Annotated in this window: 14 protein-coding genes and 1 tRNA gene; 4 read left to right on the top strand and 11 right to left on the bottom strand. The window is 58.7% G+C overall.

Features of this window, described 5'->3' with window-relative positions:
- Window positions 1-37: 37 nt before the first annotated feature.
- From BA177_RS08300 to BA177_RS08270, 7 genes are all read right to left on the bottom strand, one after another.
- Window positions 38-460: a secondary thiamine-phosphate synthase enzyme YjbQ gene (locus tag BA177_RS08300; protein WP_068619108.1), complete on the bottom strand. Its 423-nt coding sequence runs from the start codon at window positions 458-460 to the stop codon at window positions 38-40.
- Between the two features lie 44 nt (window positions 461-504).
- Complete coding sequence (locus tag BA177_RS08295; RefSeq protein ID WP_068615323.1) at window positions 505-1,098, bottom strand: phosphoglycerate mutase family protein; 594 nt, start codon at window positions 1,096-1,098, stop codon at window positions 505-507.
- A gap of 55 nt (window positions 1,099-1,153) precedes the next feature.
- A complete protein-coding gene (locus tag BA177_RS08290) occupies window positions 1,154-1,462 on the bottom strand; it encodes a hypothetical protein (RefSeq protein WP_156762745.1) in 309 nt (102 codons plus the stop codon).
- A gap of 15 nt (window positions 1,463-1,477) precedes the next feature.
- A complete protein-coding gene (locus tag BA177_RS08285; RefSeq protein ID WP_068615319.1) occupies window positions 1,478-2,368 on the bottom strand; it encodes a tetratricopeptide repeat protein in 891 nt (296 codons plus the stop codon).
- Window positions 2,369-2,471: 103 nt separating this feature from the next.
- Window positions 2,472-2,562: transfer RNA gene (locus BA177_RS08280), tRNA-Ser, on the bottom strand.
- A gap of 122 nt (window positions 2,563-2,684) precedes the next feature.
- Window positions 2,685-3,845: a MalY/PatB family protein gene (locus BA177_RS08275; RefSeq protein WP_068615317.1), complete on the bottom strand. Its 1,161-nt coding sequence runs from the start codon at window positions 3,843-3,845 to the stop codon at window positions 2,685-2,687.
- Window positions 3,846-3,855: 10 nt separating this feature from the next.
- Entirely contained in the window at window positions 3,856-5,295 is a 1,440-nt protein-coding gene (locus tag BA177_RS08270) for a Na+/H+ antiporter NhaC family protein (RefSeq protein WP_082989985.1), read from the bottom strand.
- Between the two features lie 171 nt (window positions 5,296-5,466).
- On the opposite strand from BA177_RS08270, the gene BA177_RS08265 reads away from it, so the two are divergent.
- From BA177_RS08265 to BA177_RS08250, 4 genes are all read left to right on the top strand, one after another.
- A complete protein-coding gene (locus tag BA177_RS08265) occupies window positions 5,467-6,297 on the top strand; it encodes a fumarylacetoacetate hydrolase family protein (RefSeq protein WP_068615315.1) in 831 nt (276 codons plus the stop codon).
- 46 nt (window positions 6,298-6,343) lie between these two features.
- Window positions 6,344-7,369 (top strand): peptidyl-alpha-hydroxyglycine alpha-amidating lyase family protein, encoded by a 1,026-nt coding sequence (locus BA177_RS08260; protein WP_197493389.1) that lies wholly within the window; start codon window positions 6,344-6,346, stop codon window positions 7,367-7,369.
- A gap of 129 nt (window positions 7,370-7,498) precedes the next feature.
- Window positions 7,499-8,188, top strand: a complete 690-nt coding sequence (locus BA177_RS08255) for a Bax inhibitor-1/YccA family protein (protein ID WP_068615311.1) — start codon at window positions 7,499-7,501, stop codon at window positions 8,186-8,188.
- A 133-nt stretch (window positions 8,189-8,321) separates the two neighbouring features.
- Entirely contained in the window at window positions 8,322-11,147 is a 2,826-nt protein-coding gene (locus BA177_RS08250) for a mechanosensitive ion channel domain-containing protein (RefSeq protein ID WP_197493388.1), read from the top strand.
- 7 nt (window positions 11,148-11,154) lie between these two features.
- Here the strand turns inward: BA177_RS08250 and serS are convergent, their stop codons facing one another.
- The 4 genes from serS to lolA are packed head-to-tail and all read right to left on the bottom strand — an operon-like array spanning window position 11,155 to window position 14,887.
- On the bottom strand, window positions 11,155-12,432 hold the full coding sequence (gene serS / locus BA177_RS08245; RefSeq protein ID WP_068615306.1) for a serine--tRNA ligase: 1,278 nt from the start codon (window positions 12,430-12,432) through the stop codon (window positions 11,155-11,157).
- A gap of 24 nt (window positions 12,433-12,456) precedes the next feature.
- Window positions 12,457-13,812, bottom strand: coding sequence for a replication-associated recombination protein A (locus BA177_RS08240; RefSeq protein WP_068615304.1), 1,356 nt, complete (start codon window positions 13,810-13,812; stop codon window positions 12,457-12,459).
- Entirely contained in the window at window positions 13,812-14,219 is a 408-nt protein-coding gene (locus BA177_RS08235) for a VanZ family protein (RefSeq protein ID WP_068615302.1), read from the bottom strand. Before BA177_RS08235 ends, BA177_RS08240 begins: the two co-directional genes overlap by 1 nt.
- Window positions 14,219-14,887 carry an outer membrane lipoprotein chaperone LolA gene (gene lolA / locus BA177_RS08230; protein WP_197493387.1) on the bottom strand — a complete coding sequence of 223 codons (669 nt, stop codon included), beginning with the start codon at window positions 14,885-14,887 and terminating at the stop codon, window positions 14,219-14,221. Before lolA ends, BA177_RS08235 begins: the two co-directional genes overlap by 1 nt.
- Between the last annotated feature and the right edge of the window lie 4 nt (window positions 14,888-14,891).

Raw genomic sequence — 14,891 nt, 5'->3', positions numbered from 1 at the left:
AGTGGCCGCTACGACGACCCGGCGTAAACCATGCCGATCAGGCTGCTTCGCCGTAGATGGTCAGCATGACTTGCCGTTCGTGCGGCGCATGCCGGTGCTCCCAAAGGTATATTCCCTGCCACTGGCCGAGGGCGCAGACGCCGTTCTGCACCGGCACATTCAGGTCGGAGTGAGTCAGCACGGAGCGCACATGCGCCGGCATATCGTCCGGCCCTTCCGCGGTATGCTGAAACAGCGAATCGCCGTCCGGAACCGCGCGGGCCATCCAGGCCTCAAGATCGCTTTGCACGTCGGGATCCGCGTTCTCGCACAGCATCAGCGAGGCGCTGGTGTGGCGAATGAACAGGTGGCAGATACCGCGAACAATGCCGGACCTTTGCACACAGCTGTGTACCTGCCCGCCAAGGTCGTAACAACCCCGGCCGGGTGTACTGATCGTCAGTGTTTCTTGATAAAACAAATTATTTATCAATGGTTTATTAGCTACAATTAAAGCTAATACTGCTATTGAGTTACGGCCGGTTGATAAGGTTCGCCGTACCGCAGGCGGATCGTTTTGGTCTTGCCAAACCACGGGATGGACACGAGGTAGAGGTTGTCGTATTCGTAGTCAGCAATAGGCGGCACCCGTTTGCTTGCACCCAGATCGGCGATCAAACCCGGCAAGGTATCGCTGTGACCCACCACCAGGATGATCTTGCCTTTGTGCTTGTCCAGAATGTCCGCCAATACGGCATCGTTGTCATCCGGGTCGTAGCTGGTCACCGGCAGATCCAGCGCCGTCGCCAATGGTTGCGCCGTCTCTCGCGTGCGCTTGTAAGGCGTTGCATAAATGGCATCGACCCCGGCAATGACGTCAGCGTCCATCAGCTGCCGCGTCAGCTCGGCAACCCGTCGTTGGCCGGCGGCCGACAAACTCGGGTCGGTCTCCGTCTCGCTGGTTTTTTCGGCGTGCCGTACAAATATGATGGTCGTAGTGGCTTGTGACTCGAAGAACCACGCCAGACCAATCGCGATTGCGGTGTAAATGACGCCGAGTGTCAGTCGGCGTTTGCGTCGCCGGCTGCGCCGGTCTGCTTCTGAATTTCCATTGCTCATGGACTGCGAGCTTACGGGGTTTTGCTCGTTTTGACTACGTAGAACGCTTGAGAAGTCAGCGTGATTCTGACGAGTCCTTGTCAGCGGATACAATTCTGAACTCGCCCTCGATGACGCCGTCTTCCTGCCGGTCTGACCGTGCAGACGAACGGTTGCGCCCCTGCTTTTTCAAGCCGCGCTGAAACCACCATAAGCGTATGGCCACAATTGCCGCCAAAACCAGAACGACAGAACCGAGTACGACGAATGCAACCATACCGAGGACCAGCGACACGCCGATAGCCAGAGCTCCAACGACCACGACCAGTGCATTTGCCAATGGGTTGCCGGTGGGCAATGGCCCTTGTTTATATCCTGAGTTCAAAGTGTCTCCTGTTCGCTATTGCGATTCTTGCCGGCTGTAAAAGCCTTCGAACCACGGTGTCCAGCCAGTACCGTCCGCGGACGCTTGTTCAAAAAACTGGCGCACCCGACCATCGGGCAGCGGCGTCCACACCCCCCGGAAGGGAGCGGTCAGGCCACTGCTTACGTAGTGTATCTGACCGGACAAACGCATGCCGGACTCTGTCAGGCCGCCGCGAATACTGATCTGCGAGCCGCCTGCATCGTTCCAGACCTGCACCCACTCGCCGCTCGCCGCATCAAAATAATTAATACTGCGTCCGGTACCGCCGGTCGCGGAAGTCCATTCCTCGAGCAAGACACAGCCACGTTCGGCGCTGCGAACCCTGTTAGTGCCGGCGAACGTGCCGTTTGCAAGGCGCACGTCCCAGTTACCCAGCCAAAAATTAAAATCCTGAAACCGTTCGCCGTGTTCGCAAGGGAATGCGCGCGCTTCCATGCTCGCGAGTAATGCCGCGTACGTCGGGTCGCCGGACAAACGGTTCAGCAACCGGTCCTGGCGGATCGCATCGACCGTGTTGAAACCACCCTCGAACAGGGCCTGCAATTCAGCCAGCGCCCCGCTCCGGTCATCCGCACTCAGCCGCTGTCGCGCCCGCTCAAGACCTGCCCGAAACGACGTCAGTCCGTGGTTTTCGGCGCTCTGCAACGAGCGCGCCGCCAACTCGAGGTCACCCGCCTCGCGCGCCGCAACAGCCAGCTCCAACCAGGCTGCCGGGTCTTCGTTGCCGGACTGCTGCAAGGCTTCAAAAACAGCGCGCGGCCGGGTATCCGCGTGCAGCTGCGGGGTCACAGCAAGCGATATAAGGGCGCAAATAACCAGAAACACGTTCTCCGGTCTGCGTCGGCCGACATCAAGAGTGGTCATAGCGACTTTCGACCGAAAAGTGCCGGCCGCGTTCACCGCCACCCGACACCCACACAACGCCGCGCCAAAAAAAAGAGCCCCTGTTGGGGCTCTTTCACTGGTCTGGCGGAGAGGGTGGGATTTGAACCCACGAAGGGCTATTAACCCTTGCTGGTTTTCAAGACCAGTGCATTCAACCGCTCTGCCACCTCTCCGAAACGACTCTGCTGCGGTGCGCCGTTCCCGCGTTCGGAACCGCGCCGTCTCCACAGCGCGGCGAATTGTGCGGGACGGCGCGCGCGGATTCAACCGGTGAAGGCAAAATTCCGCCAGTCTCTTAATCGAGCAACGCCCGTCTGATCTGCTGCAGTCCCCGTTCCAGCACGCTGCGCGGGCAGGCAACGTTCATGCGCAGAAACCCCAGCCCCTCTTCACCGAACAAGGAGCCCGGGTACAGGCCTACACCTCCTTTGTCCACGAGCCGGCGTTGCACGGTGCCTTCGTCCATGCCGAGCGCGCGATAATCCAGCCACGCCAGGTAGGTCCCTTCGGCCGGCCAGACCCTCACAGACGGCAGCTGTTCGCTGAAAAACTGTGCCACACGCGCATGATTGACATCGATATAGCGCACGACATCATCCAGCCAGCCTTCACATTCACGGTAAGCGCTGATCATCGCCGGCCCACCGAACGTGTGATCGTGATTGATCTGCAACATGTCCAGAAACCCCTGCATCGACTGCCGCATGGCAGCGTCAGGAATCACTAACGACGACTGCGGCAACCCGGCGGTATTGAACGACTTGTTCGGCGAAAACACGGTTGCAGAACGCGGTACGCCGAGACTGCCAAACGGCGTATGGCGCCGCCCCGGTCGGATCAGGTCCGCGTGCACCTCGTCCGAGACCACGATCATTTGCCGCTCGTTGGCAAGCTCGGACAACGCGCTCAGTTCCGTGTCGTCAAACACCCGACCGGTTGGGTTGTGCGGGCTGCAGAGCAGGACCATCATGCCATCACGCTCAACGAGTCCGGCCATGCCCTCCACGTCCAGTTCAAAGCGCGTGGCGGTTTCCCGCAGGGGGCAACGGATCAATCGGCGCCCGTTCTTTTCCACCAGTTCGAGCAATGGTCCGTAAGTCGGGGTTGGCACGATGATGCCGTCGCCAGGTTTGGTCTGGGTCATGATCAAACCGTAAATGGCGACGATCGAACTCGGCGGACAAAACATCAGCCAGTCACGCGGCACGCTCCAGCCGTGGCGGCGTGCAATCCAGCCCATGACCGTATCCACGTACTCCGCGGGACGCACTTCGTAACCGAGTACCGGGTGTTGGACGCGATCCTTGATCGACTGAAGTATTGGCGCCGGCGTCGCGAAGTCCATATCGGCGACCCAGAACGGCAGCAGGTCTGTGCGGCCGAACTGCCGCTCATTGCCATCCCACTTGAACGAGTTGCTGCCGCGCCGTTCCACTTCTGCATCAAATTGATTCAAGCCGGCCTCCCTACAGAACCAGGTACAACGCCACCGTCAATACCGCTATGAACACGGCGTAAGGCAGCTGAGTGACAACATGATCTATGTGATCACTGCCGGCACCAACGGAAGCAAGGACAGAGGTATCGGAGACCGGCGACGAATGGTCGCCGAAAATGCCGCCGCCGGCCACTGCCGCCACCGTCTGAAAAATCAGTGGCGTAATTTCGCCGCCCGAGAATTCGAAGGCCAGCGGCAGCGCCACCGGCATCATCAGTGCAAACGCGCCCCATGACGTACCAGTCGAAAAGGAAATCAGTGACGTGAGCACAAAGGTCAGCGCAACAACGGTTGCCGGCGTCAGGTACGCGGCGAACTGGTCAATAATATAGTTGGCAGCCTGCAGTTCGGCAGTGACCGCATTGAGCGCATAGGCCAGCGACACGATGAGCAACGCCTCCATCACGCTGCGCGTTCCATTGACAATAACATCAGCGGCGTCGCTTACATTGACGAATTCACCGCGTACGGCGAGGACCACGAACAGGTAAGCATTCGCCAGCATGAAGGCTTCAACGATCATTACCGAACCGCCGGCAATGAGTGACCACGCACCAAAGCCTATGAGCAGGAATACCGGCGCCGCCAGTTCAATCAAGAGCGACGGCGGCGATTTGCGATTAACCGCCGGCATGCCGTCATCCGCCCCGGACAGTGGCTTGCCGCCGGGACGGACCAGTGCCCCGGTCGCCCGCACCCGACGTTCGGCGGTACGCATCGGCCCGAAATCCGGAATCACACCGAGGCAAATGAAAAAGGTGAAAGCGATGAGCAGCAAGGGGTAAAAATTGTAGGGAATCGCCGCGATAAAAATCATAAGCCCTTCGTTCACGGACGCGACCGCGTCGTTCTGGGCGATGAGACTGGCAACGTAGGCACCCCAGGCGGTGAACGGCACCAGAATGCAGACCGAGGCCGTGGTTGAATCCAGAATGAACGCGAGCTTCTCCCTGGGGACTTTCGCCTTGTCCGACATCGGCCGGATCACCGAGCCGGTAAGCAGCGGGCTGAAGTAATCGTCGACAATGACAAAGCCCATGCACCATGCAGACAGTTCGACTTTGCGCCGGCTGCCATGGCCACCGGAGAAACGGGCCGCCAGCGCATTCAGGACATCAGCTCGGCGGAACAGCGCGAACAGAATGCCGATAAGGACGACGATTTCGCAGATCCAGATGAAGTCGGCATTGCCCAGCGATGCCTGGAACAACTGATTAAGCCCTGCCCCCGGCATACTGCCCAGCAACAGAGTGCCAACAAACGTCCCCACCAGCATTGATATCAATGCCGAGCGTGTCACGAACGCGAGCAGTAACGTTGTCAGCAGCGGCAACAACGTCCAGATACCCAACTCCTGCATGGTTCCCCCTTTGCAAGCCGCGCTCACGATGCCGAGTTTCTCGAGCAATTACAATCTCGTTCCAACGGCAACCAGCAGTGACGCAATGGTTTCAGCCGGACCGATCACTTGCATTAGCAAGGCAAGACTCGGACTATTCCCTTAGCCGCCCAGAGAGCGTATTGCACTCGCTTGCATGTCGCAGCGCGACAGATAACGCTGGCGGTTAAGGGGGAATGAATGCGAACACTACAGTTAGCACTGTTGATCGTCTCCGGCCTGTCTGTAAATGCCTGGGCAGCCACCGCTACTGAGTACTACGTCCGCTACCAGCATGGCGATTCGATCAGTTACGGACGCCTGGACGGCGAACGTATCCAGCAACTTGATGCTGCGCCGTACCTAAACGGCAAGCCGACCGGACGTAGCGTATTGCATAGCGAGGTACGACTGTTGGCTCCAGCCGAGCCGTCGAAGGTCTTTGCGGTAGGCTACAATTACCTGAGCCACCGCGGCCATCGTCAGTTGCCGGCTCACCCGCCGATATTCCTGAAGTTGCCAACAACGATTACCGACCCCGAGACCGTGGTGAGGCCCCCGGCAGGCGCAACGGACCTGCACTACGAAGCGGAGCTCGTGATAGTCATGGGCAAGCAAGCCAGCAAAGTGTCGGCGAGTGAGGCCGCCGATTACATCTTCGGCGTTACCGCCGGCAATGACATCAGCGAGCGACAATGGCAAGCCAACGACCTGCAGTGGTTTCGCGGCAAAGCCAGCGACGATTTCGGACCGCTCGGGCCGGTGATTGCAACCGGCATCAATTACAACGACGTATTGGTGCAGTCGCGCCTGAACGGCAAGGTGATGCAGTCGCAACGCACGCGTGACTTCATTCATGACGCGCATGCCATCGTGAGCCACATCAGTCAGTACGCAACGCTCTACCCGGGCGATCTGATTTTCACCGGCACACCGGGCGACACCAGTGCGATGCGTGCCGGCGACGTCATTGAGATTGAAGTCGAGGGCGTTGGGATATTGCGAAACACCATAGGCGAAGCTCAGGAGTAACAAGCCCAGAGCTACCGCCTAGTTGTTAACTCCAGGGGGAATGAAAATGTCGAAGAGAATGACGAGCCGCCGTACCGCATTGGTATCAGCATCTATCGTGGCTCTGCTGTGTGGCACAGCCACTGCCCAAAACCACGCACCAAACGATTACCGGACAGTGGAAGGCTGGGCCAAATTGCCCGACAACCGCGAATGGGGCGCGACCAGTGCAATCTACCCGGCGAACGACGGCCAGCACATCTGGATAGCTGACCGCTGCGGAACGAACCTGTGTGTCGGCAGTGATCTGAACCCGGTAGTGCTGTTTGATCAAAGCGGCCGTGCCGTAAAGCAATTTGGCGCGGGTCAAATTGTTTGGCCACACGGCATGTTCGTCGACCGTGACGACAACGTCTGGATTGCCGATGCCGTCGGCTACGCACCGGTGCCGGAAGGCGTTGGTCACACGGTCATGAAATTCAGCCCTGATGGCAAGTTGCTGATGACACTCGGCAAAAAAGGCGTGGCCGGACCCGGACCGGATACCTTTAACAAGCCCTCTGATGTCCTGGTTGCTCCTAACGGTGACATTTTTGTGGCTGACGGCCACGATGCGGACGGCAACAATCGTATCGTCAAGTTTGATCGGCACGGCACGTACATTGGCGAATGGGGCACAACCGGTGACAACGACGGCCAGTTCCGTGATCCACATGCACTGGCGATGGACTCACAGGGGCGTCTGTTCGTGGCGGATCGCGGCAACAGCCGCCTGCAAATATTCGACCAGGGTGGCAAGCACCTCGCTACATGGACGCAGTTCGGCCGACCCAGCGGTCTGTTCATCGACGCCAACGATATTCTGTATTCCACGGATTCCGAATCGAACGCCAGACGCAACCCGGGCTGGAAACGCGGTATCCGCATCGGCAGTGCCCGTGATGGTTTTGTCACCGGCTTTATTCCGGACCCCGAACCGGACCAGGACAACTCGGCAACCAGCGCCGCTGAAGGCGTTGCCGTTGACGCCAACGGCAACATATACGGCGCCGAAGTGGGTCCGCGAACAGTCAAAAAATACGTCCGCAAATAGGAATCAGGAAAGGGCGGACGCCGTGCACGGCGTCCGCCCTGCTCTCGCTGCCCGACGGCCCGCAACAGGCGCTTTGCCGCACGCATAATGCTAAGATGGCCGTCACTAATGACCGCAGGAGTTACCTGAATGAATGACAACGTGAATTATCTTGCCCCGGCCTCAAGTCTTTCGGTGGAAGACCGTTCGCAGTTCATCTGGAAATGTTACGCACACGTCGTAGCTGGCATTCTGGCTTTCGCCGCCGTCGAGGCCTATCTCTTTCAGTCCGGTATCGCCGCACGCATTGCCGCGCCGATGATCAACAACTGGTTGCTGGTTATCGGCGGCCTGATGCTGGCTGGCTGGGGAGCTACCCACGTTGCCCATCGGCTGGAGTCCAAACAAGCGCAGTACGCTGCCTTCGCGGTCTACATTGTCGTACAGGCACTGGTGTTCTCACCCCTACTCTTTATCGCGGAAGCCACCCAACCGGGCGTAATTGACTCGGCGGCAGGGGTCACGGTACTCGGCTGTGTCGGTCTTATCGCCGTCGCCATGATTACCCGCAAGGATTTCTCCTTTCTGCGTGGCATGCTGGTCTGGATAGGTTTGCTCGCGATGGTTGGCATCGTGGCCAGCCTGTTGTTTGGCTTTCAGCTGGGAACCTGGTTCTCCGTTGCAATGATCGGCTTCGCCGGTGCTGCAATTCTCTATGACACATCCAACATCATGCATCACTACTCACAAGAGCGGTACGTTGCAGCGTCAATGGCGTTGTTTGCATCGATCATGTTGATGTTCTGGTACGTCCTGCAGCTCTTCATGAGCCGCGACTGATAAATCCTGTGGCGCCGGGCAATGCATCTCGCACCCGGCGCCTTGCAGATTGTTTGCACGCCGCGCATGTTCACGGCGACCCATCCAATCTGATGTTTTTTCGACACTGTTCACTTCGGTAATGCCGAACCTGATGAACACAGCGTCACGCTCCCGTCCGCCACGCTTTTCCTCGCTCGTCCTTGTGCTTGCCTTTGCCAGTTTGCCGGCCGCTACGGTTGCGGACGACGCGGAACAGTTCGATCCTTATGCTGCCGGCGCCGTATTGCTGGACATTGCGAATCGCCTGAGCAGCGGTGACGTCGAGTCCCGGTTTCTTGCACAAGCGCGAAGTCGCTCAGCCGATATCGCGACAGCTGCTGGCAATTGCAATGTCGAAGCCAGCGCTGAACGACAACGGCTTGAAGCCCGGTATGAGCCACTGCGCGAAATTGACATAGAAGTCAGCGGCACTGTCATGGACCAGCGTCGGGAGATCCGGGCTGCACTCGACAAGTCGATTTCCCGCCAGTCCGAATGTGGCGGTGTACGCGATGAAGCCATCGCACTGGTAGAGCAAATCACGGAAATTCAAACGGCCGTGTCGCAGCAATTCCTGCTTAACAGGACGGAATCTGTGGTCGGTATGGCGAGTGCCTTGCCGACACGCCTGACGGCAATGCCGGCCAAACTGCGTGGTGCCGTGGCACTCGACCTCAAAGACGGCCTAACGGCGGCAGACTTGCTATGGATGTTGGTCGCCGGCGGCGCATTGGCGGCGGCAGTGGGACTTTATTTGCGGCACCGTTTTACGGTGTGGTTCGAGGCCGGCGGTGGCCACGCGGCGGAACCACAAATGAAGTACTTGTTCCCGAAGCCGCTGGCGCAGTACTCGCCGCTGCTGCTGGAGGGCCTCGCGCTCCTGCTGGTTTTGTTTCTCGGGATTCAGAACGCCAGCTTTGAGTTGATCGTGGTGCGGGTCGCGGCGGGTGTCCTGTTGTACGGCCTCGGCTGCACGATCATTGACTGGGCAACAGGTCCACTTTCTCCCGCAAGCACCATCAAGGGCCTCATTCCGGAACATGTCCGGCCACTACGCTTACGCCTGCGTTTTTTGCTCTTAACCCTGGTCGCCAGCTTCATCGTACTCGGCACAAACTGGCTATCCATCCGGCTTGTCGATCCAAGCGTCGGTGGCCGGGCATCGATGATTTTCCTGGTCGCGACAGCGCTTATTCTTTTGCTTCGCTACATGGGTCGAATACCCGGACTGCGGCATCAGTTCCGCGCTATACGCCACTTGTGCACCCTCGTGCTCGCCGCCAGCATTGTCGGTCTGTTACTGGGCTACCAGAATCTGGCGGGGTTTATCGTTCATGGAGCCACCCGCACGGCGCTGGCTCTGCTGGTCCTGTGGATCCTCCTCTGGCTCGTCTATCAGGCTTTTACGTACCTGATGCAAAACGACTCGCCAGGCGCGATACGTTTTCGGCGCAATCTGGGCGTACGGAAAGACAGTTCTCGTTCAGGGCTGGGCTTCATGCAACTGATTGCCGATCTCGTGCTCTGGCTGAGTTTCACGGTCTACCTGATCTACGTATGGGACGAGTCCGGCACCACGCTTGATGAATTGCTCAATCGAATCGAAGTCGGCTATACCGTCGGCCAGATTCAGTTGGTCCCGCTTAATATCATTGGCGGGATCCTGGTTTTTGCCGGCGTAATCGTCTTGCTTGGCTGGATCAAACGCTGGATAGACCAGCGCTGGCTGCAGCATATCGTTGCCGAACGAGGCGCACGCGAGGCCGTCGTTACCCTGATTGGCTACGTCGGTTTCATACTCGCCGCGTTGATCGGTCTGACCATGGCCGGGGTCAACCTCGGTGGTCTGGCAATCGTCAGTGGCGCACTCGCCCTCGGTATTGGGTTCGGCATGCAGGAAATTGCGAACAATTTTGTGTCGGGCCTCATTTTGCTCTTCGAACGTCCCATACGCGCGGGTGACTTTATTTCGGTGGGTGACACTGAAGGCTTCGTGCGCAGAATCAGAATTCGAGCGACGGAGATAGAGACACAGGACAATCAGAATGTCCTGGTACCGAACTCCGAGCTGGTCTCCGGTCGGGTCACAAACTGGGTGCTGCGAGACCCACAGGGTCGCCTGCTGGTGAGGGTCGGTGTCGCCTACGGCAGCGACACAGAAAAGGTCAAACAGATTCTGGAGCGCGTCGCGTCAGAGCACCCCGAGGTCATCACTGATGGCCGAGCGCCGGCCCCGCGCGCACTGTTCATGAACTTCGGCGACTCGTCGCTGGACTTCGAATTGCGGGTGCGCATCCAGCGTATCGAACGCCGCTACACGGTCTTGAGCGACCTGAATTTTGCGATTGACCGCGAATTTCGCGCCGAAGGCGTGGAAATCCCCTTCCCGCAACGCGATCTGCACATCGTTTCGTCGCCGAAAGCCGGGGCCGCGCCCCCTGCAACAACAGAGCTCGACGAAGACCAGACTATTCGCACCCGTATCATGCATCACCCCGAACACGTCACCCGCAGTCTGCGCGACGACATCGTCCTCGCCGCAACACCTGCAGAAGTTTGGGCGGCCATCACCGATATCGATGCAATTACCAAATGGCTGGCTCGCGAGGGCAGTTTCCGGCCGTTTATCGGCGGGCCCGTTGCATTGACTCTTGATGACGACACCCAGCTCAATGGCCGCATTGATATCTTTTTGCCGCCACGGCGTATGCGGCTCGTTCTGGCACCGCGCGAAGGCGAAGAACCACTGGCGAGCGGCCCCATCACCGTCGATTTCATCCTGAAAGACCTCGGCTCGACCAAGGAGGCTCAGACTGAACTCACCGTCATTGAGGCTGGCATTCCCGCCACGGAAGACTGGCAGATGGACTACCGGCGCGCGGAAGACCGTTGGCAGCAGGCATTCGTCGAGCTGAAAGACTACGTCTCCGGGAAGTAGACCCGGCTCAGAGTGAAACGGTTTCTATGCCCGCCATATACGGTTTCAATGCATCCGGCACAGCAATACTGCCATCCGCATTCTGGTAATTTTCCATGATCGCAACCAGTGCGCGACCAGCTGCGACGCCGGAACCGTTCAAGGTGTGTAGCAGCTCCGGCTTGCCCGTCTCCGGATTCCGCCAGCGTGCCTGCATACGACGCGCCTGGAAGTCGCCGAAGCTACTGCAGGAGGAAATTTCCCGGTAGCGCTGTTGCCCGGGCAACCAAACCTCGATATCGAATGTCTTGCGCGATCCGAAGCCTATGTCGCCGGCACACAAGACCACAACCCGATAGGCCAGGCCCAGGCGCTGCAGGATGCTTTCGGCATGGCCTGTCAGCTCATCCAGCGCACGGTCGGAGTCGGCCGGCCGGGTTAGCTGTACCAGTTCCACTTTTTCAAACTGATGTTGGCGAATCATGCCACGCGTGTCCTTGCCGTAAGACCCCGCTTCCGACCGAAAGCACGGCGTGTGCGCCACGAACCGTCGCGGCAGTTCCCGGGCATCGATGATGCTGTCACGGGCCATATTGGTCAGTGGCACTTCAGCGGTTGGAATCAGGTAGTACGGAGTTTCCGTCGCCGTCCTGAACAGATCCGCTTCAAACTTCGGTAACTGCCCGGTGCCCAGCAACGCGTCTGCCTGTACGAGGTACGGCACGTAGGTTTCTTCATAGCCGTGTTCGGCTGTGTGCACATCAAGCATGAATTGAATGAGCGCGCGTTGCAGGCGCGCCAACGGTCCACGCAGAATGGAGAAACGCGAACCGGAAATACGAGCCGCCGTATCGAAATCAAGCAGACCTGACTGCGCCCCAAGTTCAACATGATCACGAGCCTTGAAATCCATCGCCGGCGGTTCGCCCCAACGCCGGACTTCCTTATTGTCACTTTCTTCCTTGCCATCCGGGACGTCGGCGTGCAGCAAGTTAGGCAAGCCCAGTTCGATGTCTTGCAACTGTTGTAGAACAAGCTGCAGTCGAGCGTCAGCCGTATCCAGTTTCATCCCCAGATCCTTGACGGCTTCCAGTAGTGGCGTTGCGTCTTCGCCCCTGGCTTTCGCCTGACCGATCTGTTTGGCACTCGCGTTCCGTTCATTGCGCAACGCTTCAACCTGCACCTGCAATTCCTTGCGCTCAGATTCAAGTTCCAGGTATGCCCCGGCGTCGAATGCAAAGCCACGGCGGGCAAGATTGGCAGCAACTTCGTCACTGGACTGGCGCAGAATCTTCGGATCAATCATGTTTGACGCTCGATAGTCGTGTGTTCAGGGTTCGTCTTTTGCGGCCGGTGCGCGCTTGTGTCGCGCGTTTCGCTCGGCAAGATCGCGGAGCTTTTCGCCGATTTTGGCCTCAAGTCCGCGGGGGACCGGATGATAATACGTGCGATCCGGCATGTCGTCCGGAAAATAGCGCTCACCGGCGGCGAAACCATCGGCTTCATCCTGAGCGTAGCGGTACCCTTTGCCGTAGCCGAGGTCCTTCATCAGCGCGGTAGGCGCATTGCGCAATTTGTTGGGCACATCCAGCGTACCGAACTCCTGCACGTCAGCCGCCGCCGCTTTTGCGGCTGTGTAAACCGCATTGCTTTTGGCCGCACAGGCAAGAAAAACGACAGCCTGGGCCAATGCCAACTCGCCTTCCGGGCTACCGAGGCGGTCGACAACCTCCCAGGCATCCAGCGTGATGCGCAACGCGCGCGGGTCCGCATTGCCTATGTCTTCGCTGGCTATCCGTACCAGTCGGCGGGCAATGTACAAAGGCTCGCAACCGCCATCCAGCATCCGGCTTATCCAATACAGCGATGCATCCGGCGCTGAGCCCCGAATCGATTTGTGCAAGGCGGAAATCTGGTCGTAAAACTGTTCGCCTTGTTTGTCGAAACGACGTCGACCACCTGCCGCGATTTCGCGCACAAGCGCCGTCGTGATCAGTTCGGCACCGGCGGCCGGTTCAATCAGGTCGGTCGCAATCTCCAGCAGGTTCAATGCCCGTCGCCCGTCGCCGTCCGCTGCCTGCAGCAGCAAATCACGCGCCTCATCTTCAATATTCAATTCCGTCATGCCGAGCCGCGTTGCAATTTCGCTGATCGCACGATCCAGGATGCCGTTCAGCGCCTCGGTGTCTAGCGACTTCAGTACGTAAACCCGGGCGCGGGATAGCAGCGCGTTATTCAACTCGAAAGAAGGGTTCTCGGTGGTCGCACCAATGAAGGTGAGCGTGCCATCTTCAACGTACGGCAGAAAAGCATCCTGCTGAGACTTGTTGAAACGATGCACCTCGTCGAGAAACAGCACCGTTCGTCGCTGGTACTGTGCGCGGTGCTCACGGGCTTCAGCGACGGCGGCGCGGATATCCTTTACCCCGGCCATCACGGCCGACAAGCCTATGAAATGGGAATCCGTAGAGGCCGCCACGATACGCGCCAGGGTCGTCTTGCCTGTACCCGGTGGCCCCCAGAAAATCATCGAATGCACGCGACCCGAGCGAATGACTTTTTGCAGGGGTTTGCCCTCGCCCAGCAGGTGTTGCTGGCCGAAGTAGTCATCGAGACCGGTCGGCCGCAACCTGTCCGCCAGCGGTCTGCCGCCATCGTCAGTCGTGGAGTCGAACAAATCAGCCATCAACGTCCCGCCAGATTTCGAACCCGGCGCCATTCTTCAAGCCGCAGGCTCCAGCCGCCTGCTCCCGCCACAGCAAGCAGCAGGCCGACAACAATACCGGCCAGGTCTGCGGCAAGATCCAGCCATTCGGCGCTGCGGTAGCCGCTGGCATACTGACAGACCTCAATCAATGCCCCGAAGGCCAGAAGTGCCGTGCCGAGTCTCCAATAGGACTGCCGCGCATACTGCCCACTGAACCACACAGCCAGAATCAGAAAGGCCAGGAAATGCGCCCACTTGTCGTGCGAGACCACTTGCTTCAGACGGACATCAAACAGAAAAGCAGGTGCCATTGTTGCGAGCAATACAACAAGCAGGATGATTGCGCCGACGAATCGCCAACGCCGGGTGTGACGTAACGGCAGCACTATTCGTCGGCGATGGTCGTAGTCAAAGGTTCACCGACAAGGTCAACGTCATCCGGCACCTCAAACGTGAACATGTTATTGGCAACAGGTTCGTTAACCGTGACATTGAACAAGGCTATCAGCGTGCTTTGCCCCAAGGCATCGAGAAAAATCATTCGCGACAGGATGCCGTCCTGAAAACCGAGATCGACGCTCTCGAAACCGCCATCGCTATTGGCCGGGGTCAGCCGCAACCAATCAACACCGCGATCAGTGAAGCTTTCATCCAGCGTGAAGTCTTCGAAAACATCACCACCGCCGCCCAGCAGCACCGCTGGCGTATTGCTGAGCACCTCAGCCTGCGGCTTTACCGTTACTTGCGCCAAATCGGCGTCGTAGCTCCATACGTTCAGTCCGTCAGCAACCAGCAGTTGCTCGTACGGCGCGGTATACGTCCAGCGAAAACGCCCGGGACGACTGAGTTGGACTGTGCCCTCGGATTCTTCCACGACATTGTCATCCGCATCGACCAGAGTTTGCTCGAACGTGGCGGAAAGCGTCTGCATGTCTTCGACGAAATGCCGCAGCAGCGCTTCTCCACCCACTGCCTCAGCGGCGAACGATGTCGCTGGCACCATGCATAGCGCGCTACAGAGCAGTGTCCGAAACACCGTGTTCAGTTCGTGCATAAGC

The sequence above is a fragment of the Woeseia oceani genome (assembly GCF_001677435.1).
In the GTDB taxonomy this organism is placed as follows: domain Bacteria; phylum Pseudomonadota; class Gammaproteobacteria; order Steroidobacterales; family Woeseiaceae; genus Woeseia; species Woeseia oceani.
This window is presented reverse-complemented; position numbering and strand designations above follow the sequence as displayed.